Source organism: Telluria sp. ZB4P36, from assembly GCF_059685865.1.
On the sequence record NZ_JCASIE010000001.1, the window covers coordinates 383566 to 408544 of the forward strand.

19 protein-coding genes are annotated in these 24979 nt (G+C 66.1%); 3 read left to right on the forward strand and 16 right to left on the reverse strand.

What is annotated here, in order from left to right:
* Window positions 1–345: 345 nt before the first annotated feature.
* Entirely contained in the window at window positions 346–1518 is a 1173-nt protein-coding gene (locus tag AC56LK_RS01840) for an FIST signal transduction protein (RefSeq protein WP_497182856.1), read from the forward strand.
* A gap of 7 nt (window positions 1519–1525) precedes the next feature.
* The gene (locus tag AC56LK_RS01845) at window positions 1526–3205 is read left to right on the forward strand and encodes a hybrid sensor histidine kinase/response regulator (RefSeq protein WP_497182857.1); all 1680 of its coding nucleotides are present in this window, start codon (window positions 1526–1528) and stop codon (window positions 3203–3205) included.
* 38 nt (window positions 3206–3243) lie between these two features.
* Here AC56LK_RS01845 and AC56LK_RS01850 read toward each other — a convergent pair whose 3' ends face one another.
* From AC56LK_RS01850 to AC56LK_RS01925, 16 genes are all read right to left on the reverse strand, one after another.
* Window positions 3244–3771 carry a GNAT family N-acetyltransferase gene (locus tag AC56LK_RS01850; RefSeq protein WP_497182858.1) on the reverse strand — a complete coding sequence of 176 codons (528 nt, stop codon included), beginning with the start codon at window positions 3769–3771 and terminating at the stop codon, window positions 3244–3246.
* Complete coding sequence (locus AC56LK_RS01855; protein WP_497182859.1) at window positions 3771–4358, reverse strand: helix-turn-helix domain-containing protein; 588 nt, start codon at window positions 4356–4358, stop codon at window positions 3771–3773. The genes AC56LK_RS01850 and AC56LK_RS01855 overlap by 1 nt, the downstream gene beginning before the upstream one ends.
* Window positions 4359–4466: 108 nt before the next feature.
* Window positions 4467–6053, reverse strand: a complete 1587-nt coding sequence (gene ahpF / locus AC56LK_RS01860; RefSeq protein ID WP_497182860.1) for an alkyl hydroperoxide reductase subunit F — start codon at window positions 6051–6053, stop codon at window positions 4467–4469.
* A gap of 119 nt (window positions 6054–6172) precedes the next feature.
* On the reverse strand, window positions 6173–6736 hold the full coding sequence (gene ahpC, locus AC56LK_RS01865; protein ID WP_497182861.1) for an alkyl hydroperoxide reductase subunit C: 564 nt from the start codon (window positions 6734–6736) through the stop codon (window positions 6173–6175).
* 261 nt (window positions 6737–6997) lie between these two features.
* Complete coding sequence (locus AC56LK_RS01870) at window positions 6998–7240, reverse strand: hypothetical protein (RefSeq protein WP_497183037.1); 243 nt, start codon at window positions 7238–7240, stop codon at window positions 6998–7000.
* 156 nt (window positions 7241–7396) lie between these two features.
* Window positions 7397–8611 (reverse strand): hybrid sensor histidine kinase/response regulator, encoded by a 1215-nt coding sequence (locus tag AC56LK_RS01875; RefSeq protein ID WP_497182862.1) that lies wholly within the window; start codon window positions 8609–8611, stop codon window positions 7397–7399.
* A complete protein-coding gene (locus AC56LK_RS01880; RefSeq protein ID WP_497183038.1) occupies window positions 8608–9204 on the reverse strand; it encodes a chemotaxis protein CheB in 597 nt (198 codons plus the stop codon). The genes AC56LK_RS01875 and AC56LK_RS01880 overlap by 4 nt, the downstream gene beginning before the upstream one ends.
* 29 nt (window positions 9205–9233) lie before the next feature.
* Window positions 9234–10025: a CheR family methyltransferase gene (locus tag AC56LK_RS01885; protein WP_497183039.1), complete on the reverse strand. Its 792-nt coding sequence runs from the start codon at window positions 10023–10025 to the stop codon at window positions 9234–9236.
* Between the two features lie 47 nt (window positions 10026–10072).
* Window positions 10073–13555, reverse strand: coding sequence for a response regulator (locus AC56LK_RS01890; RefSeq protein ID WP_497182863.1), 3483 nt, complete (start codon window positions 13553–13555; stop codon window positions 10073–10075).
* A gap of 127 nt (window positions 13556–13682) precedes the next feature.
* Window positions 13683–16235: an excinuclease ABC subunit UvrA gene (locus tag AC56LK_RS01895; protein WP_497182864.1), complete on the reverse strand. Its 2553-nt coding sequence runs from the start codon at window positions 16233–16235 to the stop codon at window positions 13683–13685.
* Between the two features lie 75 nt (window positions 16236–16310).
* Window positions 16311–17558 carry a nucleotide disphospho-sugar-binding domain-containing protein gene (locus AC56LK_RS01900; protein WP_497182865.1) on the reverse strand — a complete coding sequence of 416 codons (1248 nt, stop codon included), beginning with the start codon at window positions 17556–17558 and terminating at the stop codon, window positions 16311–16313.
* An 8-nt stretch (window positions 17559–17566) separates the two neighbouring features.
* The gene (locus tag AC56LK_RS01905) at window positions 17567–18103 is read right to left on the reverse strand and encodes a pyridoxamine 5'-phosphate oxidase family protein (RefSeq protein WP_497182866.1); all 537 of its coding nucleotides are present in this window, start codon (window positions 18101–18103) and stop codon (window positions 17567–17569) included.
* Between the two features lie 106 nt (window positions 18104–18209).
* Window positions 18210–18650, reverse strand: a complete 441-nt coding sequence (locus AC56LK_RS01910) for a MarR family winged helix-turn-helix transcriptional regulator (protein WP_497182867.1) — start codon at window positions 18648–18650, stop codon at window positions 18210–18212.
* Window positions 18637–19524 (reverse strand): alpha/beta hydrolase family protein, encoded by an 888-nt coding sequence (locus AC56LK_RS01915; protein WP_497182868.1) that lies wholly within the window; start codon window positions 19522–19524, stop codon window positions 18637–18639. The genes AC56LK_RS01910 and AC56LK_RS01915 overlap by 14 nt, the downstream gene beginning before the upstream one ends.
* A gap of 196 nt (window positions 19525–19720) precedes the next feature.
* Window positions 19721–20188: a cyanophycin metabolism-associated DUF1854 family protein gene (locus tag AC56LK_RS01920; RefSeq protein WP_497182869.1), complete on the reverse strand. Its 468-nt coding sequence runs from the start codon at window positions 20186–20188 to the stop codon at window positions 19721–19723.
* On the reverse strand, window positions 20188–22470 hold the full coding sequence (locus AC56LK_RS01925) for a cyanophycin metabolism-associated ABC transporter (protein ID WP_497182870.1): 2283 nt from the start codon (window positions 22468–22470) through the stop codon (window positions 20188–20190). Before AC56LK_RS01925 ends, AC56LK_RS01920 begins: the two co-directional genes overlap by 1 nt.
* 330 nt (window positions 22471–22800) lie before the next feature.
* Between AC56LK_RS01925 and AC56LK_RS01930 the strand changes: the two genes are divergently transcribed.
* The gene (locus AC56LK_RS01930) at window positions 22801–24969 is read left to right on the forward strand and encodes a cyanophycin synthetase (RefSeq protein ID WP_497182871.1); all 2169 of its coding nucleotides are present in this window, start codon (window positions 22801–22803) and stop codon (window positions 24967–24969) included.
* Window positions 24970–24979 lie beyond the last annotated feature (10 nt).

Here is a 24979-nt window from a genome sequence, read left to right on the forward strand (position 1 = left end):
CGCCATCATCCAATGACCTGGACCGCAGTCCACCTGGCCCTGGCCAGTGCGGCCACCTGGCTGCTGCTCGAGACCGAAGCGCTCACCGGCGCCCTGTTGGTGGCGTTTCACTGATCGCTTCACCAGCGTGTCGACGATTCTTCCAGCTGTTTTCGCCACGGTCCGATGAGGAAGGCCCTGACTGGCAGGGTCTCTTTTTGGTATGCACGCTTTAACATTTTTATAGGCGTGTGACACATATTTGCCAAAGATTACTAGAATATAGTATGTTCTCCGGCTAGCTCGGTCCTGTCTGCACCCTTTCTGCAGGCACTGCCCGGGCTTCATCCTCTTTATAGATCAAATATGGCAAATACGATAGTGGCAGTGAGTCACACGTCCCTCGGCACGCCTGACGCCGCAGGGCTGGCGCTCGCCGACTCGATACTTCACAAGTTGGATGGCGGCCGTCCCGACGTGCTGATTGTGTTTGCCTCGCCCGAGATCGATTTCCAGTCACTGTTGGTCACGCTCGATTCCAGATGTCAGCCGCGCTTGCTGGTTGGCTGCTCGTCAGCGGGCGAATTCTCTGGCTGCGCCACAGGGAACGCTTCGGTGTCTGCAATGGCAATCCGCACAGATGACATCCTGTTCCGGGCTGGGGTGGGCACTGGCCTTCGCAACAATTTCAGGGGCGCTATCGACCAGGTGATGCCCGTCTTTAGCGGAAGTGAGCATCCGGATTTCCCTTACCGTAACGCGCTTGTGTTGACCGATGCGCTGGCAGGCTATGTGGACGAGATCATCCACGAAATGATGGTCCTGACCGGCGGTACCTACCAATTGTTCGGCGGTGGCGCGGCCGATGACGCAAAGTTCCATAAAACCCATGTATTCATCGGGACTGAAGCGCATACAGATGCGATCGTCGTGTTGGAAATGCTGTCGAAAAAGCCCATCGGCCTCGGCGTGCGCCATGGCTGGCAACCAAGCGGGCCGGCGTTGCGCGTCACCGAAGCCCGGGGCAACTGCCTGGTCAGCCTGAACGCCGCGCCAGCGGTGGAAGTCTTTGAAGAGCACGCGCAGGCGACCGGACAGACCTTCAGCCGCGCCGACCCGCTCCCGTTTTTCCTTCACAACGTGATCGGCATCGAAACCGGCGACGGCCACAAGCTGCGCGTGCCGCTTTCCCTCAATGAGGACGGCTCGATTTCCTGTGCTGCCGAGGTACCGGTCGGGGCCACGGTCCATATCATGGCAGCCGATGAGGCCTCTGCCTGCGAAGCGGCACGCCAGGCGTCGCAGGCGGCGCTCGACGGCCTGGAGGGTGGCCAACACGCCGGTTCGCTGCTGTTTGACTGCGCCGCTACGCGGCTACGCCTGGGACGCCAGTTCGGAGACGAATTGGAAGCGGTTGCAGCGACGCTTGGTTCCGAAAATTTCGCAGGGTGCAATACTTACGGCCAGATTGCGCGAAGTACTGCGCAATTTAGCGGATTCCACAACTGCACTGCGGTCGTGTGTGCAATCCCGCTGTGAATGCACGATGATTCCGTTTGAGCTGGTCTCCATCTTCATTGATCTACAGAGGCCGGACGCGAGACTTGCCGCAACGGATAAGCTTGCTCGTTACGCCGGCGTCGAGCAGGTCCTGGTGTTCAGCAAGGACACCGAAGTGGGAATATTCTTGCCCGCTCCTGGCTTGGCTCAGACGCTACGCGGTGGCAAGCGCTGGCAAGCGTTTCTGCGTCAGTGTGCACACGCCGGCAACGCACAGTCGTCCCTGCCTTCGGGTGAGAAAGCGTCAGAGTCACCTGTCTGGGGCCACTGTGACTGCGCAGGTGGTGTCATCATCGTATTCCTTGGGCAACAACCCGCAGCGCCTGTGCTCGGCGCCATCCTTGCCCTGCTGCCCCTTCTGGCCGCCAAGCTGGCTGGCGAACGGGCTGAACTGGCAGCCGCCGGCATCGCCTCTGCCGCGCGCGACAGCAACCGGCGCGCCAGCCAACTCAATAGCGCCCTCGATGCCAGCCGTCGCGAGCTACAGGCGGCCTACCAGCGCGCCGAAAGCGAGTTGGTGTCGAGACGCGAAGCGGAGGCCAGGCTGCGCGACGCCGATCGCCGCAAGGACGAGTTCCTGGCGATGTTGGCGCACGAATTGCGCAATCCATTGGCACCGATCGGCATGGCAGCCGAGATCCTGCGGATGGGACAGGTAACGCCGGCGCGCGTGAAGCAGACCTGTGAGGTCATCAACCGTCAGATAAGCCACATGACCAGTTTGCTGGACGACTTGCTTGACGTCTCACGCGTCACACGCGGCCTGGTGGTGCTGGAGAAACAAGTGCATGAGATGGGTACGATCGTACGGGATGCTGTCGAGCAGGCGCGACCGCTGGTCGACATTCGCCGCCAGCGCCTGTCGCTGACGGACACCGGGCAAGCTGTGCAGGTGTACGGTGATGGCACCCGGCTGGTCCAGATCATCACTAACCTGCTCAACAACGCAAGCAAGTACACCCCGCAGGGCGGCGTCATCGAGCTGGAGCTGACACAGGACGCTAGCATGGTGCAAATCGTAGTGCGCGACAACGGGATGGGCATCGACGCCGCGCTGCTCCCCCATGTCTTCGATCTGTTCGTTCAGGGCGAGCGCTCGCCGGACCGGGCCCAGGGCGGTCTCGGGCTCGGGCTGGCCCTGGTCAGGGCCTTGGTCGAGCGGCACGGTGGCAGCGTCGGCGCGGCCAGTGCAGGGCCTGGCGCCGGCAGCGAATTTACCATCCGGCTGCCGAGGGCCCAGGGCCTTGCGCCAGTGTCAACGCCGTGCGAGCCGCGCGGAGCCGCCTGCGAACGCGCGATGGACATACTCATCGTCGATGACAATGCCGACGCTGCTGACACCTTGTCGCTGTTCCTGAGTACAGTCGGACACCAGCTACGTGTCGCCTACGAAGGAAACAGTGCGCTGCAGCTGGTGGCGGAGGCTCCGCCGGATATTCTGCTGCTTGATATCGGCCTACCCGACATCGATGGCTATGAACTGGCACGGCGAGTGCGGGCGCTGCCCCAGACTGCGCGCGCGACGCTGATCGCGCTGACCGGCTACGGCCAGCAGGCAGACCGCGAACGCTCCGCCGCCGCGGGCTTCAACCACCACCTGACCAAGCCGGTCGACGCGGCGGCGCTGCTGCGCTTGCTCGCGACCGTAGCGAAACAGACCGCATGATGAGGCTTAGCTGACACCGATCATCGCCGCCATGCAGTTTAAAGATGCTTGTAGAAGAAAGTCGTCGCGCACCATTCGCCGTCGGGCATGAGCGCGTACTTCGGCACCACGCCGGCCCGCTGCCAGCCGGCCCGCTCGTACAGGCGCTCGGCATCGCCGCCCGTGACCGTATCCAGCACCAGCACGCTTTTGCCCTCCTCTTTCGCCACCTCGTCGAGCGCCGCCATCAAGGCTTGGGCGATGCCGGCGCGGCGCGCCCGGCGATGCACCAGCATCTTGGCGACATCGGCCCGGTGCGGCTGGTTGTCGGGCATCGCCATGACCAGCTGCACGGTGCCGACGATGCGGCCGGCGGCGTCTTCGGCAACCAGCAGGGCGCGCTCCCCACGTTCCACGCCAGCGGCCACGCCGCGCCAGAATGCCAGGGCCTTGTCGCGCGCCAGCGGCAGCATGAAGCTCACGGAAGCGCCACCCTCGACGCAATCGACCAGCACGTCGGCCAGCGCCTCGACAGCCGCGGCGGCCTCGTCCGTACCGAGGCGCCGCACGGTAATCGCCTGTTCCATCAGTTTCTCCTGTTCGATACGGCGGGCTGCGTGACCAGCGCCACCAGGTAGCGGGCCGGCCGGGCGCCGGGATTGTGAAACGCGACCGGACGGTCCAGGCGCATGGCGAGGCAGTCGCCGCTCTCCAGGCGCCAGTGCGCGTCGCCGACCGTGATCTCCATGTCGCCGTCGATCATCCAGACCTGCTGCTGGATGTCGGCGTCGCGGGTGGAGGTGTCGAAGGCGACCCGCTGGCCCGCCGGGAAGACGACTTCGACCAGCTGGATCGGCGAACGGGCTGCCGGAGACAGGTTGCGGCGCACATAACCGGTGACGGGGTCGGTCCACACCGGCTGATCCGCCGCGCGCGACAGGGGCGAAGGCGCGCTATTGTCATCGCCGCCCTGCTCGAACAGCGAGGCCAGCGTGACGCCGAGGGCGCTGGCCAGCTTGTCGAGCACGGTGGCGGTGGCGCTGCTCTCGCCCCGCTCGATCAGGGAAATGGTCGAACGGCTCACGCCGCTCAGCTCGGCAAGGGTCGCCAGCGAATGGCCGCGTTCCTCGCGCAAGGCCCGCACGCGGCGGGCGATCAGGTCGTTGATGTCCATGCAATCCATTATAATGGAGAATATCATCCAGTAAACTGGATTTATTGGACAAATAAAAACGCCATCCCCAATTACGGGAATGGCGTTTCGGCATGCGCGACCTTGTGCTTAGGCAGCCTTGGCTTCCTCGGCGGTGTGCTCTTCTTCCACCGGCTGGCGCATCAGGTAATCGAAGGCCGCCAGCGAGGCCTTGGCGCCCTCGCCCACCGCGATCACGATCTGCTTGAACGGCACCGTGGTGACGTCGCCCGCCGCGAACACGCCCGGGATCGAGGTCTGGCCCTTGGCGTCGACTTCGATCTCGCCGTGCGCCGACAGGTCCATCGTGCCCTTCAGCCATTCGGCGTTCGGCACCAGGCCGATCTGCACGAACACGCCTTCCAGCTCGACCTTCTTCACTTCGCCGCTGTTGCGGTCCTTGTACGACAGGCCGTTGACGATCTTGCCGTCGCCGTGGATCTCGGTGGTCTGCGCCGACTTGATCACGGTGACGTTCTTCAGCGAGTAGAGCTTGCGCTGCAGGACCGCATCGGCACGCAGTTCGGCGCCGAACTCGATCAGGGTCACTTCCTTGACGATGCCCGCCAGGTCGATCGCCGCCTCGACCCCCGAATTGCCGCCGCCGATCACGGCCACGCGCTTGCCCTTGAACAGCGGACCGTCGCAGTGCGGGCAGTAAGCCACGCCGTGGTTACGGTACTCGCGCTCGCCCGGCACGTTGATCTCGCGCCAGCGGGCGCCGGTGGCGATGATCACCGTTTTCGACTTCAGCACCGCACCGGTCTCGGTGTGCACTTCGATCATCTTGCCTTCGACCAGCTTGTTGGCGCGCTGGGTGTTCATGATGTCGACGTCGTAGTGCTTGACGTGCTCTTCCAGGGCGACGGCGAACTTCGGGCCGTCGGTTTCCTTCATCGAGACGAAGTTCTCGATGGCGAGCGTGTCCAGCACCTGGCCGCCGAAGCGGTCGGCCAGCACGCCGGTGCGAATGCCTTTACGGGCGGCGTAGATCGCCGCGGCCGCGCCGGCAGGACCGCCGCCGACGATCAGCACGTCGAACGGGTCTTTCTTGTTCAGCTCGGCTGCCTTGCGGGCGCCGGCATTGGTGTCGATCTTGGCCAGGATCTCTTCCACGCTGGTGCGGCCCTGGCCGAAGTGCTGGCCGTTCAGGAACATCATCGGTACCGCCATGATCTGGCGCGCTTCGACTTCTTCCTTGAACACGCCGCCGTCGATGGCGACGACCTTGATGCGCGGGTTAATCACCGACATAGCGTTGAGGGCCTGCACCACTTCCGGGCAGTTATGGCAGCTCAGCGAAATGAAGGTTTCGAAGACGTAGTCGCCTTCCAGGTTCTTGATCTGGTCGATGACGGCCTGGTCCAGCTTGATCGGGTGGCCGCCCACCTGCAGCAGCGCCAGCACCAGCGAGCTGAATTCGTGGCCGAGCGGCAGGCCGGCGAAACGCACGCCGATGTCGGTGCCAACGCGCTTGATGGCGAACGAAGGCTTGCGCTCATTGGCGTCATCGGATTGGCGCACGGTGATCTTGTCGCTCAACGCGGCGATTTCGCGGAGCAGTTCATCCATGTCGCGCGCCTTGGGCGAATCATCCAGCGATGCAACGAGCTCAATCGGCTGCACCACTTTTTCCAGATAGGCTTGCAACTGCTTCTTGAGGGTTGCGTCCAGCATGATGGTTTCCTTGACTATGACCTTGTTGTTCGGGGTATGGCGATGCCTGGAACCGCAACGGGTCCCTGAAATGAACCGGGCCGCCAGGGCGGCCCGGGACAGTACTACTGAACTGCTATTTAGATCTTGCCGACCAGGTCCAGCGACGGGGTCAGGGTTTCAGCGCCTTCGGTCCACTTGGCCGGGCACACTTCGCCCGGGTGCGATGCGACGTACTGGGCAGCCTTGACCTTGCGCATCAGTTCCGATGCGTCGCGGCCGATGCCGTTGTCGTGCACTTCCATCAGCTTGATCTGGCCTTCCGGATTGATCACGAAGGTGCCGCGCAGTGCCATGCCTTCTTCTTCGATCATGACTTCGAAGTTGCGCGACAGGGTGCCGGTCGGGTCGCCGATCAGCGGGTAGTTCACTTTCTTGATTGCGTCCGAGGTGTCGTGCCATGCCTTGTGGGCGAAGTGGCTGTCGGTCGACACGCCGTAGACCTTCACGCCCATCTGTGCGAATTCCGGCTGGAAGGCAGCCAGGTCTTCCAGTTCGGTCGGGCAGACGAAGGTGAAGTCAGCCGGGTAGAACATCAGAACCGACCAGGTGCCCTTGAAGTTCTCTTCCGTCAGATCGATGAACTTGCCGTTGTGGTAAGCGGTTGCCTTGAACGGCTTGATCTGGGTGTTGATGAGGGACATGTACTCTCCTGTTTTCGGGTGGTTGAAAGATTTGATAGACGCCAGTGTAGCGACCTGGACGTCTTTTGTGAAATTGATTGATGCGATACAGTCGATTGATTTTAACTATCGAACAAGTATAGCTCTCCCCTCCTTGCGAAGGGAAACCACGCCGGCGAAGCGGCGCGATCCGTGAAGTGTGGACGAAACGACAGCGTCGTGCAAGCCGTGTCCGAATCGGACGTGCTTATCGATTTCCGTTCGGCCGACTATTCCCTGCCATCACGGCAAGCTCAAGTCCAGACTGAGCCTGGTGACAAGGACGAAGGTGACCAGCCCCAGGCCCAGGAGCGAAAGCATGAAGACCGCAGCCACCTTGCCGGCCGCGCGCAGCACGGCGCGCTTCTCCTGCTCCTTGTCCTGTTCCTTCTTCCCTTGGTCGTAATGCCACTTGATGGCGAAGAACATGCCCGTGGCTAAGGCGAGCGCCTTGAACGTGCCGGCGACAATAGGGAACCAATCCATGATGTTGAGTACTTCCAGGCTGTTAGTGAGAGAGGCGAAAACGTCAGCGACTGGATGCAAGGATGGTGCTGCTGCGCGTTCTGAGGCATTCTACTTAAAAGCACTATCCATACACTGAGGCAAAATGTCCCAGTTGAAATCCATACAAGATGAAGATCAGGCCGTCGTAACCGCCGGAACGGTCTGTTCGCAGGTCGGCAAAACCAAGGTAAAGGTCGACCCCTCCCCCGGCTTGCTGGTCACCCGCAGCTCGCCGCCATGCGAGATCGCCAGCTGGCGCGAGATGTACAGGCCCAGGCCCAGCCCCTTGGGCTCGCCGTTGCGCGCGCCGCGCTCATAGGGTTCGAAGATGCGCTCCAGGTCGGCCGGGGCGATGCCCTTGCCTTCGTCGCGCACGTGGATGCTCACCGTGTCGTCCGCATACTGCACGCTCACTTCGACCGGCTGGCCGCCGCCGTAGCGCAGCGCATTGGTCAGCAGGTTGACGACCACCTGCTCGACGCGGAATTCGTCCCAGCAGCCCTGCACCGGCGGATGCGGCTGCAGCGAGAGCTTGCAGCCGGTCGCGTTGGCCTGCAGCGACAGGTCGCTCACCACCCGCTCGAGCAGGTCCATCAGCTGGACCTGGGCCGGGCGGATCGACAGCTGGCCGCTGCGCATGCGCGAAACGTCCAGCATGTCGTCGATCAGGCGGATCATGGCCTTGATCTGGCGTTCGTCGCGCTTGATCATCTCGTCGAACTGGTCCGGACTGATCGAGGCCAGCGTGCCGCGCTTGAGCTGCAGGCTGCGCATCTGCGTTTCCAGGAACAGGGTGTTGAGCGGCGTGCGCAGCTCGTGCGCCACCAGGGACATGAATTCGTCGCGCATGCGCAGCGAACGCTGCAGCTCGTCCTGGGTCTGGTGCAGCTCGCGCAGCAGGGTTTCCTGCTCCTGGCGGCTGCGCTCGAGCGCGGCCATCTGGCGCTGCATCTCGCGGCGCTGCTGGTCGAGCGTGACGAACACGTTGACCTTGCTGCGCACCGCATCGGAATCGAGCGGCTTGTACAGGAAGTCGACCGCGCCGGTCTCGTAGCCCTTGAAGGCGTAATTCAGCTCGCGCCCGGCGGCCGACACGAATACGATCGGGATGTTGCGGGTGCGTTCCGTGCCGCGCATCAGCTCGGCCAGTTCGAAGCCGTCCATGCCCGGCATCTGCACGTCGAGGATGGCGAGCGCGAAGTCGTGCTGGAGCATCAGCGTCAGCGCTTCGTCGCCCGAGGACGCCTGGAACACCAGGCGGCCTTCGCCGCGGATCAGGGCGTCGAGGGCGCGCAGGTTTTCCGGCAGGTCATCGACAATCAGAAGTTTGCTTGGGTCTTGGGCGCTCATGGGTTCCTCAGCATGGGAAGCAGGGTCCGGATGCCGGACAATGGCAGCACGAGATCGGGGGCGCAGCGGCGGATGGCTGCTTCCGGCATGGCGCTGGCCTGGGCCTCCAAGGGGTCCTGCACGACGGTCAGGCCGCCGCGTTCGCGGATGCGGCACATGCCGTCGGCGCCGTCGTGGTTGGCGCCGGTCAGCAGGATGCCGGCCAGCACCGGGCCGTAGGCGTCGGCGGCGGATTCCATCAGCACGTCGATCGCCGGGCGCGCGAACTGCACCGGCGGCTCGCAGCTGAGCGAAAAGCAGCGCTCGCGCTCGACCGACAGATGATAGCCCGATCCGGCGAAATAAATCACGCCCGGCGCGATCGGCTCCTTGTCGCGCGCCTCGCGCACCGGCAGCGCGGCGCGCAATTCGAACAGCTCGGCCAGGCGGCTGTCGCGGTCGGCCGGTACGTGCAGGATGCACACCACCGTGGAACGGTAGTCCGGCGGGATCGCCGGCAGCAGGCCGAGCAGCGCATCGACGCCACCGGCCGAGCCGCCGATCACGACCAGCTCGACGCGGCGGCCGCGCAGGCAGCGCTCGACATCGTCCAGGGCATTGACCGGCGAATTTCCCTGGGTATTCACGCCACACCCTTGCGGTAGATGCGCTCGCGCCGCGCCAGCACGTCGAAACGCTCGGCATACGCCGAGAAATCGATGCTCTCCTTGCTGCCCAGGCCCAGGAAACCGCGGTAGCACAGCGATTCGTGGAACAGGCCGAGCACGCGGTCCTGCAGCTTGCGGTTAAAGTAGATCAGCACATTGCGGCAGCTGACGAAGTGGGTCTCCGAAAACACGCTGTCGGTCGCCAGGCTGTGGTCGGCGAAGCTCACGTTCTCGACCAGGGCGCGGTCGAACAGCGCGCCGTTGTAGGCCGCCGTGTAATAGTCGGAGAAGGCGCGCTTGCCGCCCGCCTTCTGGTAGTTCTCGGTGTACAGGCGCATCCGCTCCAGGTTGAACACGCCGCGCCGCGCCGCTTCCAGCGATTCCGGGTTGATGTCGGTGGCGTAGACGATGCTGCGGTCCAGCAGCCCTTCTTCCTGCAGCAGGATCGCCAGCGAATACACCTCTTCGCCGGTGCTGCAGCCGGCCACCCAGACCTTCAGCGAGGGATAGGTCCTCAGGAAAGGCACGACGTGCTCGCGCAGCGCCAGCCAGTATTCCGGGTCGCGGAACATCTCGGTGACCGGGATCGTCAGGAACTGCAGCAGCTGGGCGAAGCCGTCCGGCGCGTGCATCACCTTCGCCTGCAGCGCCGACACCGTGTCGCACTCCATGGCGCGCATGGCCACCAGGACGCGGCGCTTCTGCGAGGCACCCGTGTAGTCCCGGAAGTCGTAGTTGTACTTCAGGTAGATGGCTTCGACGAGCATCTTCAGCTCGATGTCGAAGTCGTCGGGCTGGTTCGGATTCACGGGATTCAAATACGCTCCAGTGCCGGCATCCACACGCGCAGCAGCGAGTACAGCCGGCCCAGGTCGATCGGCTTGGCCAGGTAGTCGTTCGCGCCGGCGGCCAGGCATTGCTCCTGGTCGTCCTTCATCGCCTTGGCCGTGATCGCGATGATCGGCAGGCGCTCGAAGCGGCCGTCGGCGCGGATCCGGCGCGTCGCTTCCAGGCCGTCCATGCCCGGCATCATCACATCCATCAGCACCAGGTCGATCCCCGGCACCTCGTCCAGCTTGGCGATCGCTTCGAAGCCGTTACGGCCGACTTCCACCTTGGCGCCGCGCGACTCGAGCGCGCTGGTCAGCGCGAACACGTTGCGCACGTCGTCGTCCACCAGCAGGATGGTACGCCCTTCGAACACGCGGTCGCGCCCGCGCACGGCCTTCAGCATGGTCTGGCGTTCGGACGAGAGCTCGCTTTCCACCTTGTGCAGGAACAGCGTGACCTCGTCCAGCAGGCGCTCGGGCGAGCGCGCGCCCTTGATGATGATCGAGCGCGAATACTTGAGCAGCTCGGCTTCCTCTTCACGGGTCAGGTTGCGGCCGGTGTACACGATCACCGGCGGGAAGGAGCAGACCTCCTCGCTCGCCATGCGCTCCAGCAGTTCCCCGCCCTGCATGTCGGGCAGCTTGAGGTCGATGATCATGCAGTCGAAGATCTGCGCATGCAGCAGGGCCAGGGCTTCGCCCCCGGTGCCGACCGCCTCGATCTCGACGTCGGCGTCGGCGATCAGCTGCACCACGCTCTCGCGCTGGCGCTCGTCGTCCTCGACCAGCAGCACGCGCTTGATCTTCTGGCTCGACTTCTCCTGCAGCTTGCGGAACACCTCTTCCAGCTGCTCGCGGCTGGTCGGTTTCAGCGCGTAGCCGATCGCGCCCAGGTGCAGGGCCTCGCCGCCGTTTTCCACGCTCGAGACGATGTGCACCGGAATGTGGCGGGTGGCCGGGTTGTCCTTCAGCTGCTGCAGCACCGACAGGCCCGAGCCGTCCGGCAGGCGGATGTCGAGCAGCACGGCATCCGGCTTCTGGCTGGCGGCCAGCGCCAGCCCCTCGCCGGCGCTGAGCGCCACCAGGCAGCGGTAGTCGAGTTCGTGCGCGAGGTCGAACAGGATGCGCGCGAATTCCGGCTCGTCCTCGATCACCAGCACGGTGCGCGCCTTTGGCCCGGACACGGCGGCCGGCTGGTCGCGGTCGTCCGCGAAGCTGGCCACCGGCTCGCTGGGAGCCGGCGCCGGCGTCGGCGCGGGGGTCGTCACCGGGACCGCCTGTGCCTGTGCCTGCGCCAGGGTCGGGGTGGGCGGCGGGGTCGCCGCCACCGCGCCGCTGCGCGGCAGGCTCAGGGTGAACAGGCTGCCCTGGCCCGGCGTGCTCGACACATTCAGGGCGCCGCCCAGCAGGTTGGTGAGATCGCGCGAAATCGACAGGCCCAGGCCGGTGCCGCCGAAGCGGCGGCTGGTGGTGCCGTCGGCCTGGTGGAAGGCATCGAAGATTCTTTCCTGTTGCTCCGGGGCGATGCCGATGCCGGAATCGCGCACGCCGAACTGCACCCAGCCCTCGGGCGTCACGCCCACGGTCATGCGCACGGTGCCCTTGTCGGTGAATTTCACGGCGTTGGACAGCAGGTTCTTGAGGATCTGCTCCACGCGCTGGCGGTCGGTGGTGATCGCCGCCGGTACGGTGGGGTCGATCGCCACGCTGAAGTCGAGCGCCTTCTGGCGCGCCAGCGGCTCGAAGCTGCGCGCCAGGCCCTCGACCATGCGGCGCAGCGGCACTTCTTCCGGCACCAGTTCGAGCTTGCCCGCCTCGACCTTCGAGATGTCGAGGATGTCGTTGATCAGGTGCAGCAGGTCGTTGCCCGCCGAGTAGATGGTCTGGGCGAAGCGCACCTGCTCCTCGTTCAGGTTGCCGGCCGCGTTATCGGCCAGCAGCTTGGCCAGGATCAGCGAGCTGTTGAGCGGCGTGCGCAGCTCGTGCGACATATTGGCCAGGAATTCGGATTTGTAGCGGCTCGCGCGTTCCAGTTCCAGCGCGCGCTGGCGCAACTGATCCTGTGCGGCGGTCAGGGCCGCGTTCTTCATGTCGAGACTCAGGGCCTGCTCGGCCAGCTGGTCGTTGGTCGCGCGCAGTTCGGACTGCTGGTTTTCCAGCGCCGTTTGCGACTCTTCCAGCGCACGCGACTGCTCTTCCAGTTCTTCGTTGGCGGTGCGCAGTTCTTCCTGCTGCACCTGCAGTTCCTCGTTCAGGGTCTGGGTTTCTTCCAGCGCGTGCTGGAGGCGCTGGCGGTACAGCACCGCCGCCATCGAGGCGCCGACGGCCGGCCCGATCAGTTCCATGAACTCGCGGTCGCGCGCCGTGATCGGGTGCAGGAAACCGATCTCGATTACGCCCTTGACCTTGCCGTAGTTATAGACCGGGGCGATCAGCAGTTCGCGCGGCGACGCTTCGCCCAGCCCCGAGCCGACCTTGATGTAGCCCTCCGGCAGCTCGCGCAGGTGCAGGAGGCGGTTCTCGTTGGCGGCCTGGCTGGCCAGCGATTCGGTCGGCTGGATCAGTTGCGCATGCTCGGCGGTGTCATGGGCAAAGCCGTAGGCGCCGATGCGGCGCAGCACGCCCTCCTCGCTGCGCACATACATGGCGGAGACCACACCGTCCACGTAGCGGGTCACCTGGGCCAGCACCGCCTCGGCGAGCGGCTCGAGCGTGTGGATCCCGGTACTGCGCGTGGCCAGTTCGGCCTGGCCGTCGCGCAGCCAGGCCTGGTGGCGCAACTGGGCGTTGTGCTCGGCTTCGTGCTCGATCGTCTTGTTATAGGCCGTCGACAGGCTGACCAGCTGGCGGCGCCCGAACATGGCGAGGCCGGCGCCGATCGACATGCTGAGCAGGAGGAAGCAGGCGACCGACCAGGTGGTGACGCGGCGCGCCGAATCGTTGCGCTCCTGCAGCAGGCGGCGTTCGGCATCGAGGAAGAGCTCGAAATTGCGGCGGATCTCATCGGTCAGGTTCTTGCCGCGTCCGGCGCGTACGGGCTCGACCACGTCGAAGCCCCCACGGCGCAGTTCGATCATGTTGTCGGCGAACTGCTCCCACTGGGTTTGCGCCGCCTGGACGCGCTGGACGCGCTCGATCTGGACGGGATTGTCCCGGACCACCTCTTCGAGACTCTGCAGCCCGGTCTCCATGCGGCGCTTGGCCGAGGTGTACGGCGCCAGGAAAGCCTCGTCGCCGGCAATCAGGTAGCCGCGCATGCCCGCTTCCATCTCGGCCGACAGCTTGCTGACCTCCTGGACGTTGCCGATGACCCGCTCGGAATGCTCGACCCAGGTCAGCACATTGATCAGGTAGGCAATGATGGCCACGAAGACGATCGCGGTGACGACGCTCATTCCCAGCGGCAGGGCCACGTTGCGGGTCAGGATGCGGCGGAATTGTTGAGTATCGATGGCTGGACCGGTCATGCGTGCCGAAAATGTTAGGAAAAAAATATCCTAAGTGTAACGCATCGCTTGATTTTTTCGCACACAATTGGATTGCCCTGGCAGCACAAACATTGTTATTAATGCAATAAAGATGGCAGCGGTTCGGCTAGCTCAGATGGGCCCGCAGGTAGGGCGCGGTGCGGCTTTCCTTGCAGCGCGCCACCTCTGCGGGCGGGCCGGCGCATATCAGCCTGCCGCCCTCGTCGCCCGCGCCGGGGCCGACGTCGATCACCCAGTCGCAGCCGGCCACGACGCGCATCGTGTGTTCGACCACGATCACCGTGTTGCCGGCATCCACCAGCCGGTTCAGCTGCAGCACCAGGCGGTCGGCGTCGCGCGGATGCAGGCCGGTGGTCGGCTCGTCCAGCACATACAGGGTGTTGCCGCGGCCGGCGCGCTGCAGCTCGGCCGCCAGCTTGATGCGCTGGGCCTCGCCGCCCGACAGTTCCGTGGCCGGCTGGCCCAGGCGGAGGTAGTCCAGTCCCACCTCGCGCAGCACCTCCAGCGCGCGCTCGACCAGCGCCTCGCCCTCGAAGAAGTCGATCGCCTCGCCCACCGTCATGCCCAGCACCTCGGCGATGTTCCTGCCACGATAGCGGACCTCGAGGGTCTTGGCGTTGTAGCGCGCGCCCTCGCAGGTCGGACAAGGCGCATACACGCTGGGCAGGAACAGCAGCTCCACCATCACGAAGCCCTCGCCCGCGCAGTGCTCGCAGCGGCCCTTGGCGACATTGAAGGAAAAGCGGCCGGCATCGTAGCGGCGCTTCTTCGCGTCCGGCGTGGCCGCGAACAGCTTGCGCACCTGGTCGAACAGGCCGGTGTAGGTGGCCAGGTTGGAACGCGGGGTGCGGCCGATCGGCTTCTGGTCGACCCGCACCATGCGCCTGACCCCTTCCATGCCCGCGACGATGCGGCCTTCGAGCGGCAGCACCGCCTCGTGTTCCAGGCCCGGCTCCCCGGTTTCCGGCGCTTCCGCTTCCGAAGCCCCCGGGCCGAGCGCGGCGCCTACCAGCTCCACCAGCACCTGGCTCACCAGGCTGGATTTGCCGGAACCGGAGACGCCGGTCACCGCGCTCAAGACGCCGAGCGGGAAGGCGGCGTCGATGCCGTCCAGGTTATTGCGGCGCACGCCCTCCAGGCGCAGCCAGCCGCTTGGCTGGCGCGGGGTACGGCGTTCGAGCGGCGCTTCATTGAACAGGTAGCGGCGCGTCTGCGATTCCTTCACCCGCTTCAGGCCGTCGGGCACGCCGCTGTACAGCACCTGCCCACCCTTCTCGCCCGCCGCCGGGCCGACGTCGACGATCCAGTCGGCGCGCCGGATCACGTCCAGCGCGTGCTCGACCACGAACAGCGAGTTGCCGGCCGCCTTCAGCTGGGCCAGGGCGTCCAGCAGGGCCTCCGTATCGGCCGGATGCAGGCCGGCCGAGGGTTCATCCAGCACGTAGACCACGCCGAACAGGTTCGAGCGCACCTGGGTCGCCAGGCGCAGGCGCTGCAGCTCCCCGGGCGACAGGGTCGGCGTGCTGCGCTCCAGCGCCAGGTAGCCCAGGCCCAGGTCGAGCAGCACGCGCAGGCGCCCGCACAGGTCCTGGGCGATGCGCTGGGTGACGATCATCTGCTCCGGGTGTTCTTTGGCGCGGGTCTTGTCCTTGGCCGCCTCGCCCGACGCATAGGGCTTGAGCAGCTCGGCCAGGCGCGCCAGCGGCAGGCGCGACAGCTCCATGATGTCGATGCCGGCGAAGGTCACCGACAGCGCCTCCTGGCGCAGGCGCTTGCCGCGGCACAGCGGGCATTCGGTGCTCACCATGTAGCGCGCCACCCGCTTCTTCATCGAGGCGCTCTCGGTATTCGCGAAGGTCTGTAGCACGTAGCGGCGCGCGCCGGTGAAGGTGCCCTGGTAGCTCGGCGTCTCCTTGCGCCGCAGCGCCGCTTTCGTTTCCTTGGGGGTCAGGCCGGCATACACCGGCACGGTCGGGGTCTCGTCGGTGAACAGGATCCAGTCGCGGTCCTTCTTCGGCAGATCGCGCCAGGGGGTATCGACGTCGTAGCCCATGGTGACCAGGATGTCGCGCAGGTTCTGGCCGTGCCAGGCCGGCGGCCAGGCCGCCACCGCGCGTTCGCGGATGGTGAGCGTATCGTCCGGCACCAGCGACTGCTCGGTGACCTCGTAGACCCGTCCCAGTCCCGAGCACTGCGGGCAGGCGCCTTCCGGGGTGTTGGGCGAGAATGATTCGGCATACAGCAGCTCCTGGCCGGGCGGATAGTCGCCGGCGCGCGAGTACAGCATGCGCAGGGAATTCGACAGGGTGCTGACGCTGCCGACCGAGGAGCGCGCCGTGGGCGAGCCGCGCTGCTGCTGCAAGGCCACCGCCGGCGGCAGGCCGTCGATCTCGTCGACCTCGGGCACCGGCATCTGGTGGAACAGGCGGCGCGCATAGGGCGACACCGATTCCAGGTAGCGCCGCTGGGCTTCCGCGTACAGGGTGCCGAAGGCGAGCGAAGACTTGCCCGAGCCGGACACCCCGGTGAACACCACCAGGGCGCCGCGCGGGATGTCGACGTCGGCATTTTTGAGGTTGTGCTCGCGCGCGCCGCGCACCCGGACATAGCCTTCGCGGCTCTCGCCGGCGGCCGGCGGCTCGTTCTGCTTGTGTCGCATGGATTTCCCTGCATGCTGAGGTCGATACCGTATTTCATCCCAGATGGACGAACCGAACCGTGCGCTTCCCAACAGTTACGGGACGAGCGACGCCAGCCGTTCGCACAAAGGTCCCAGGTCGGCAGGGCAAGCCAAGAAAGCTGCCTTGCGGCAAGCATCGCTCACGCGCCCATTGCCGACGATCTCACCCAGCCGCCGCTCCAGGCGGCGCGGCGTCAGGCGCGTGGCGTGCAGGCTGCCGCCCACGCCCAGGCTGCTTACCCGCGCCGCGTTGTCGAACTGGTCGTGGGCCAGCGGCACCACCAGTTGCGGCGTGCCGGCACGCAAGGCTTCGGCGAGCGTGCCGATGCCGCCATGGTGCACCAGCGCGGCCACGTGCGGCAGCAGCACGCGCAGCGGCACGTAGTCCTGCCACAGCACCGGCGACGGCAGGTGCGCCGGCAACTGGGCCCGGTGCGGCGTGAGCAGGATCGCGCGCAGGCCGCGCCGCGCGCAGGCGTCGAGCGCACAGCGGAAGTAATACGCCGCCTGGCGGTTGCCGGTGCCGGGCGTGAACACCACCGGCTTCGGCCCTTCTTCGAGAAAACGCGCCACCGCCGGCGACAGCTCGGCCTGGGGCGACGGGTCGTACAGCGGAAAACCAAGGCGCTCCAGGGGCTGGGGCCAGTCGGGCTGGGTCGGCGCGAACCATGCCGGGAACAGGGTCGCCGACAGGTCCGGCACCTGGACGATGTAATCGACCAGGTCGGCAACCGGCGCCAGTCCCTGCGCCGCGCGCGCCGCATTCACGCCTGGTAGCGCCACCGGGTTGATCAGGGCGTCGCCCAGCCTGCGCCACAGCCAGCGGCGCAGGCCCAGCGGCACCCAGCGCGGCACCGGCCAGGGTCCCAGCAGCAGCGGGTCGTGCACGGTCGGCAAGTTCGAGGGCGCCAGGTAGGCCGCCGCCACCTTCAGGCCGGGCCGGCGCGCGCGGCACAGGTCCGCTTCCGGCAAGGCCAGCGGATGCACCAGCAGCACGATGCGCTCATCCGGCGGCAGCGCGGCGATGAACTCCGGCACCCGGGCCATGGCCGGACGGGTGGCGTTCCAGACCACGGCCAGGCCGCGGGTCGGATGCCACAGGTCGGGATGGTCGAGCACCGCCTCGTCGGCCGGCAGGCCATGGAAGGCCAGGCCCGTCGGCTCCACGAAGAGCGCGTGCTGCATGGGGCCGAGCATGCTGACCCGCTGCCCGCTTTCCTTCAGGGCCAGCGCCACGCGCATGAAGGGAAACAGGTCGCCGGCCGAGCCGATGGCGACGACGACGAAGTGCGGCGCAGGCATCGCAGGCGTCAGAAGCCGAGCTTGCCTTCGATCGAATCGTCCAGGGTCTTGCCGAGCAACGCGCCGACCACCACCTTGGCGCCGGCCACGACCTCGCCATGCTTGTTGTCCCAGTAGTAGCCCTGGCGCGGAATGACCCGGATGGCGGTGATGCGCGGATCATCCTCGCCTTCGGTAAACCAGGTCTTGAGCATGAAATTCCACAGCTGCTTGATGCGCCGGCGGTCGGTGATCACCTCCGCGTAGCCGTCGAGCTCGAGGAAACCGGAATGCGCGCACTGCTGGAAATACAGCTTCACACTTGGGTGGGCCGCGATCTCGGCGTTCTTGTGGCTGTCGCCGGCGCTCAGGAACCAGAGCTGGCCGGCGTCGTCCACCTCGCGCACGCTCATCGGCCGCACGCCCCGGCTCGGGCCCGTGCCGCCATGGGTGACGAAGAAGCAGCTGTCGGCATCCTTCGCCATGTCCTTGAGGCGCTGCACGGCCTCCTGGCCGCCGAGGTCGAGCCGGTTCTGTTCCGGCTGCTTGCGGTTGATCGAATCCATGGAGTCTCCCGGTCTGCAGGTTGTGGATGGGACGACTCTAGCCGTGTCGCGCCTGCCGGTATGTGGGCGCGCGTACACTGGCGGTCAAAACCTGCCTCGGCGCGGGTCAATCCTGCGGCGCGCCGGGTTCCAACGCCGCCGCCTGCTTCAGCCAGCGCGCCACCACCTGCAGTTCCTCGGGCGTGAAGCCGTCAGCCAGGCGCGCGTTGAGCTCGGCCAGCACCTCGCCGGCGCGCGTACTCGCGTCCGCGCCCTGCCCAGTCATGCGCAGGCGGGTCAGGCGCGCATCGCCGGCGTCGGCGACGCGCTCGACCAGACCGGCCGCCTGCATGCGCTTGGACAGGTTGGTGACGGCGGCCGGGGCCACACCCAGCTCGCCGGCGATCTCGCCGATGGCGGCATCCCCCCGTGACTTCAGCACGAACAAGAGGCCGACCTGGGCGGCGCTGATGCCTTCCCAGGCTTCGGGTCGGGTCTCGATCCAGCGCTGCAGCGCACGCTGGGCACGGTTGAGCAGCTGGACAAAGCGTGGCTTAGTCGGCGGCATGCTCTAGCTTCCCCACCCGCTGCGCCTGGACCTGCAGCCAGTCCGCCACCTGCGGCCACAGCGCCGCTTCGCAACGCCGGCGGAAGAAGCCCATGTGGCCCACCGCCGGCAGGGCGGCCGCGCGCGGATCGATATGGCGCTTTTCCATCGGGGCGTTCACCAGGTGCGATACCAGCATGTCGACCGCCACCGGATTGGCCCAGGGGTCGTCGTCGAAACCCAGCACCAGCAGCGGGATCTCGACCCGCGCCATGCGGCGCGCCGCATCGACTGCCGGATCGTCGAAGAAGTAGCGCGGCAGCGCCGTCCAGCGTGCCCACTGCAGCATGACGCCGCGCGGCAGGTCTTCTCCGAGGCCGATGCGCCGCCCCGGCATGTAGCCGAACAGCGCGCACAGGACCGGCGCCAGCACGCGCAGCACGAAGCCCACCCGCAGGCGCTCGCCCAGGCCGCGCACGGTGTGGGTGGCGCCGGCATGCGAGGCGATCAGCACGGCCGCCTGCAGGCGCGCCGTCTCGGGCGACAGGCCGATCGCATGGCCGCCCACGCTGTGCCCCACCGCCAGCAAGGGCGGGCCGGGAAAGCGCGCTTCGGCCCAGCGTGTAACAGCGGCGACGTCCTTGTCGATCCAGTCCGACATCGTCACCCTGAAGCCGCGCAGGCTGTGCGGCCGCGAACGGCCGGTGCCGCGGTAGTCGTAGGTGACGACATTGAAGCCGCGTCCCGCCAGCCAGGCGGCGAAAGCTCCGTAATAGGCCTGGGTGACCGCCGTGGCGGGGTGCAGGATGACGGTGGCGGCAGCGCCGGCCACCGACCAGCAGCTGGCTTCGATCGGCATCCGGCCGGCGGAAATGGAGAGATGTTCGGGGCTCATGGCGCGCATATCGTTAACGTGTTAACGACTTTAGCACCAGTATGCCGCCGCTGCAAGCGGCCGGGTCGGCGTCAGGGAATCAGGCGCGCGGCGCGCAGCTGGGCGAACAGGTCGAAGAACGACTTGCTGTCCTTGCCATTACCGCCTGCCTTGTCCGATCGAGGGAAAACCTTGGCACCGCCCCAAAAACGGCGTTTTACAGGAAGCGATCCAGGATCTTGCGGCTGTGCTTATCGATGTGGAACATGTCGCGCACCAGGAAGTTGATCCCGTGGTTGTCCGCGATCAGCAGCGAGGCTTCGCCGACGCGGCGGATGTCCTCGTCGACCTTGAGCACGAACTCGGTGTCGCCGCGGTCGGTCTTCACATACCAGGTGCAGGGCGTGGCGAAGCTCGACACGTCCCTGATATGCAGGATCTCGGGAATGAATTCGCGGCCCTCGATCTCTTCCTGCACGAGGGTACGGACCTGTTCCGGCACCTCGGCCAGGTCGTCGATCCAGGCCACCTCCTTGCCGCCCTCGCGCACCATCGAGATGCCGCGCGTCGGCGCCTGGATCGGGAAGGCGCGCACCGGAATGACGCCGACGTGTTCTTCGCCCTCGGGCGTGGTCAGGACCAATTTGCCGAAGCTGTCGCGGCGTAACTGGAAAGTGGTGCTCATCAGTCTTCCTTGTCGTCGTCGGGATCCTGGTCCACGTTGCGCGCCTGCGCTTCGTAGAGGCGGTGGTAGGCGCCTTCGCGCGCCATCAGCTCGTCGTGGTTGCCCTCTTCCACCACCACGCCGCGGTCCAGCACCACCAGGCGGTCGGCCCGATGCAGCGTGGACAGGCGGTGCGCGATGGCGATCGTGGTGCGGCCCTGCACGAGATTGTCGAGCGCCTTCTGGATTTCCTTCTCGGTTTCCGAGTCCACCGAGGACGTCGCTTCGTCCAGGATCAGGATCGGCGGGTCGATCAGCAGTGCGCGCGCGATCGAGATGCGCTGGCGCTCGCCGCCCGACAGGCCCTGGCCGCGCTCGCCCACCATCGAATCGTAGCCCTGCGGCAGGCGCAGGATGAACTCGTGGGCGTGGGCCGCGCGCGCCGCGGCGATGATTTCTTCGCGGCTGGCGCCCGGCTTGCCGTAGGCGATGTTCTCGGCGATCGTGCCGAAGAACAGGAAGGGTTCCTGCAGCACCAGGCCGATGTGGCGGCGATAATCCGCCACCGCAAAACTACGGATGTCGGTGCCGTCCAGCAGGATGGCGCCTTCGGCCACGTCGTAGAAGCGGCAGATCAGGTTGACCAGGGTGCTCTTGCCCGAGCCCGAGTGGCCGACCAGGCCGACCATCTCGCCGGCCTTGATCTTCAGCGAGATGCCGCGGTTGACGGCGCGGTTGCCGTAGCGGAAACCGACTTCGCGCAGCTCGATATTGCCGGCCACCTTGTTCACCTTGACCGGGTTGACCGGGTCCGGCACGCTCGACACGTGGTCGAGGATGTCGAAGATGCGCTTGGCGGCCGACGCCGACTTCTGGGTCACAGAGACGATGCGGCTCATCGAATCCAGCTTCACGTAGAAGCGGCCGCTGTAGGCGATGAAGGCGGTCAGGGTACCCACCGTGATGTCGCCCTGCGAGACCTGCCAGATGCCGAAGCACCAGATCACCAGCAGGCCCATCTCGGTCAGCAGCGAGACGGTCGGCGAGAACAGCGACCAGACCTTGTTCAGCTTGTCGTTGACGGCCAGGTTGTGCTTGTTGGCTTCGCGGAAACGCGCCGCTTCGCGCTTTTCCTGGGCAAAGGCCTTCACCACGCGGATGCCGGGAATCGTATCCGCCAGCACGTTGGTGACCTCGCCCCAGACCCGGTCGATCTTTTCAAAACCGGTACGCAGCCTGTCGCGCACCACGTGGATCATCCAGGCGATGAAGGGCAGCGGCACCAGCGTGACCAGGGCCAGCCAGGGATTCATGCTGAACAGGATCACGCCCGTCATGATGATCAGGAGGACGTCCGACAGGAAGTCGAGCAGGTGCAGCGACAGGAAGACGCTGATCCGGTCCGAACCGCTGCCGATGCGCGACATCAGGTCGCCGGTGCGCTTGCCGCCGAAGTATTCCAGCGACAGGCGCAGCAGGTGTTCATAGGTGGTCGAGCGCAGGTCGGCGCTGATGCGCTCGGAGGCCAGCGCCAGTACATAGGTCTTGCCCCAACCCAGCGCCCAGGCCAGCATGGCCGCCGCGAACAGCCCGCCCATATAGAGATAGACGAGCGCGGTGTCGATGGTCTGGCCGTTCTGATACGGGATCAGGACGTTATCCATCAGCGGCTTGGTCAGGTAGGGCGGGATCATGTGCGCGCCGGTCGAGCCGAGCATCAACAGGAAGCCCAGCAGCAGCTGGCCCTTGTAGGGCCGGGCGAAGCGCCACAGGCGGAACAGGGTCCAGGTGGACGGCGGCGTGTGCAGCACCTTGGCGCACACCGCGCACTCGGCGTCGTCGGCCTCCAGCGGGGCCTTGCAGCTCGGGCAGGTGTGCTGGTCCGGCAGCGTCACCGGCACCCCGCTCACCGCGCTCTTGAGCTGTTCGGCGAAATGGTCGACCACCCGGATCGCGTTCAGGTTCTGGCCCAGCGTGAAGCGCCAGGCGGCCAGCAAGCCTTCGGTATCGACCAGTTCCAGGTGGCCGACACCGGCGTGGTCGTGGTGGCGCAGCGCCAGCCCGGGACGGTAGCTCCAGTCGCGCCAGACGTCCTCGCCCGGCGCCTTGGCCAGCAGGCGGCGGCCGGTGACCACCACCAAGCCCTTCTTAAAACGTAATTTCACATCGAGGTCAACCTCGACGCTGGTCAAAACGTTTTCCCCTGGTGCAAGCTGTTTCGCAACGTCATTTTGCCAGTGTTCAGGCAATACGCCGGCGGTCACCGCCAGGGACGACGGAATAGCAAGTTGTTGAGTTGTCATGTATTGCGCCCGAGATCAGGCTTTGGTTCTGGAGGGATGGCCAACATGGCGCTCGGCAGCGACGGGACTGCCGGATGCCCGTTTGGGTTATGCGCTACACAAACGCATCCCACAAACGGATATAACGTTGCTGTGTATCTTTTGGATGACAGGGATGAGCCGAACTGGCAGAAAACGTTGCGGCACGGTAAGCTTCGGGCCGGCAAGTATACATGATGTGCGCTGCGGAATACCGGCTTTCGGTACCGTGACGTCTGGACAGGTGTGAAGGTAACTAAGGGTAAGACCGGCGGTGAGCAGGACGCCCGCGGCCGGCAAAGACATTTTTTCATGAACAAGAAGAACGACATCAAGTTCCTCCGCGTGAACCACCTGCGCGGCCCGAACATCTGGACCTACCGACCGGTGATCGAGGCCTGGCTCGACATCGGCGAACTCGAAGACTACCCCTCGAACACCCTGCCCGGATTTACCGAGCGTTTGACCGCCTGGCTCCCGGGCCTGGCCGTACACCATTGCGGCGTGGGCTACGAAGGCGGCTTCCTGGAACGCCTGCACGACGGCACCTGGGCCGGCCACATCCTCGAGCACGTCGTGCTCGAGCTGCAGAACATGGCAGGCATGAAGACCGGTTTCGGCAAGACCCGCTCGACAAGCCAGCGCGGCGTATACAAGATGGCCTTCCGCACCCGCGACGACGTCGTCGGCCGCGCCGCCCTGGATGCCGGCCACCAGCTCATGATGGCCGCCATCAACGACACCCCCTTCGACCTGGCCGCCACGGTGCAGCGCCTGACCGAACTGGTGGACCGCTGGTGCCTGGGCCCGTCGACCGCACACATCGTCGACGCTGCCACCGAGCGCCGCATCCCCTCGATCCGCCTCACCGACGGCAACCTGGTGCAGCTCGGCCACGGCGCCGCGCAGCGCCGCATCTGGACCGCCGAGACCGACCGCACCAGCGCCATCGGCGAAGGCATCGCCAGCGACAAGGACCTGACCAAGACCCTGCTCTCCTCCTGCGGCGTACCGGTGCCGGAAGGCGCCCTGGTGCGCAGCGCCGAACAGGCCTGGGAAGAAGCCCAGGACATCGGACTGCCGGTCGTGGTCAAGCCGGTCGACGGCAACCACGGGCGCGGCGTGACCCTGAACCTGATGACGCAGGCCGAAGTCAGCGCCGCCTATGCGATCGCCGCGGAAGCCGGCGACAGCAGCGCCGTGCTGGTCGAGCGCTTCATTCCCGGCAACGAGCACCGCCTGCTGGTGGTCGGCCGCGAAGTGGTGGCCGCCGCCAAGGGCGAGTCGCTGTGGGTGACGGGCGACGGCCAGTCGAACGTCATCGTCCTGTGCGACAGCCAGATCAACACCGATCCGCGCCGCGGCGAGAGCGAAGAACACCCGCTCGGCCGCGTCAACCCGCTCGACAGCGAGATCATGCTCGACCTGCAGCGTCAGGGCCTCACGCCCGAATCGGTGCCGCAGGCCGGCCAGAAGGTGCTGATCCAGGTGAACGGCAACGTCGCCGACGACGTCACCGACCAGGTCCACCCTTCGGTCGCCCACGTGGCGGCACTGGCGGCGCGCATCGTCGGCCTGGACATCGCCGGCATCGACCTGGTGTGCGAAGACATCTCCCGCCCGCTGGAAGAACAGCGCGGCGCGATCATCGAAGTCAATTCGAGCCCGGGCCTGCTGGCCCACATCAAGCCGGCCAGCGGCACCCCGCGCAATGTCGGCAAGGCGATCATCGACCACCTGTTCGAGCAGGGCGAGAGCGGCCGCATCCCCGTGGTCGGCGTCACCGGCACGCTCGGCACCAGCCTGATCGCGCGCCTGGTGGGCTGCCTGGTCCACATCACCGGCAAGCACGTCGGCGTAGCCAACGGCGAAGGCCTCTATCTCGACGCGCGCGAAGTGTCGAGCCGCGATTCGACCGGCTTCGAGGCCGGCCAGCGCCTGCTGATCAACCGCACCGTGCAGACCGCCGTGTTCGAATCGAACGCGCGCTCGATCCTGCGCGAAGGCCTGCCCTACGATCGCTGCACGGTCGGCATCGTCACCGACATGGAAGGCCTGGCCGATGTCGCCGAATTCCACGTCCATGACGAGGACGGCATGCGCAACGTGATCCGCAGCCAGGTCGACGTGATCCTGCCGGAAGGCGCCGCGGTGCTGAACGCGGCCAACGAACAGGTGGCGGCGCTGGCCGAACTGTCGGACGGCCGCGTGATCTTCTACGCGCTCGACGAGAATAACCCGGTGCTGGCGAACCATCGCGCGCAGGGCGAACGCGCCGTGTTCGTGCGCGACAACCGCATCGTGCTGGCCGACGGCTTCGACAACGAAGACCTGCTGCTCGACCTGGCGAAGATCCCGCCGGCAACGGTGAAGCATCCGGACAGCGTGCTGGCCGCGGTGGCGGCGGCATGGGCGCTGGGCGTGCCCTCGGACCTGATCTGCGGCGGCCTGCGCGCGTTCGACGCGAGCCCGAAAAAATAACGATTCACTA

Excerpts from the sequence above, each read along its gene's own strand:
- AC56LK_RS01840 (WP_497182856.1), top strand. The coding sequence starts at position 346 with ATGGCAAATACGATAGTGGCAGTGAGTCACACGTCCCTCGGCACGCCT.
- AC56LK_RS01845 (WP_497182857.1), top strand. The coding sequence starts at position 1,526 with ATGATTCCGTTTGAGCTGGTCTCCATCTTCATTGATCTACAGAGGCCG.
- AC56LK_RS01850 (WP_497182858.1), bottom strand. The coding sequence starts at position 3,771 with ATGGAACAGGCGATTACCGTGCGGCGCCTCGGTACGGACGAGGCCGCC.
- AC56LK_RS01855 (WP_497182859.1), bottom strand. The coding sequence starts at position 4,358 with ATGGACATCAACGACCTGATCGCCCGCCGCGTGCGGGCCTTGCGCGAG.
- ahpF (WP_497182860.1), bottom strand. The coding sequence starts at position 6,053 with ATGCTGGACGCAACCCTCAAGAAGCAGTTGCAAGCCTATCTGGAAAAA.
- ahpC (WP_497182861.1), bottom strand. The coding sequence starts at position 6,736 with ATGTCCCTCATCAACACCCAGATCAAGCCGTTCAAGGCAACCGCTTAC.
- AC56LK_RS01870 (WP_497183037.1), bottom strand. The coding sequence starts at position 7,240 with ATGGATTGGTTCCCTATTGTCGCCGGCACGTTCAAGGCGCTCGCCTTA.
- AC56LK_RS01875 (WP_497182862.1), bottom strand. The coding sequence starts at position 8,611 with ATGAGCGCCCAAGACCCAAGCAAACTTCTGATTGTCGATGACCTGCCG.
- AC56LK_RS01885 (WP_497183039.1), bottom strand. The coding sequence starts at position 10,025 with ATGCTCGTCGAAGCCATCTACCTGAAGTACAACTACGACTTCCGGGAC.
- AC56LK_RS01890 (WP_497182863.1), bottom strand. The coding sequence starts at position 13,555 with ATGACCGGTCCAGCCATCGATACTCAACAATTCCGCCGCATCCTGACC.
- AC56LK_RS01895 (WP_497182864.1), bottom strand. The coding sequence starts at position 16,235 with ATGCGACACAAGCAGAACGAGCCGCCGGCCGCCGGCGAGAGCCGCGAA.
- AC56LK_RS01900 (WP_497182865.1), bottom strand. The coding sequence starts at position 17,558 with ATGCCTGCGCCGCACTTCGTCGTCGTCGCCATCGGCTCGGCCGGCGAC.
- AC56LK_RS01905 (WP_497182866.1), bottom strand. The coding sequence starts at position 18,103 with ATGGATTCGATCAACCGCAAGCAGCCGGAACAGAACCGGCTCGACCTC.
- AC56LK_RS01910 (WP_497182867.1), bottom strand. The coding sequence starts at position 18,650 with ATGCCGCCGACTAAGCCACGCTTTGTCCAGCTGCTCAACCGTGCCCAG.
- AC56LK_RS01915 (WP_497182868.1), bottom strand. The coding sequence starts at position 19,524 with ATGAGCCCCGAACATCTCTCCATTTCCGCCGGCCGGATGCCGATCGAA.
- AC56LK_RS01920 (WP_497182869.1), bottom strand. The coding sequence starts at position 20,188 with ATGAGCACCACTTTCCAGTTACGCCGCGACAGCTTCGGCAAATTGGTC.
- AC56LK_RS01925 (WP_497182870.1), bottom strand. The coding sequence starts at position 22,470 with ATGACAACTCAACAACTTGCTATTCCGTCGTCCCTGGCGGTGACCGCC.
- AC56LK_RS01930 (WP_497182871.1), top strand. The coding sequence starts at position 22,801 with ATGAACAAGAAGAACGACATCAAGTTCCTCCGCGTGAACCACCTGCGC.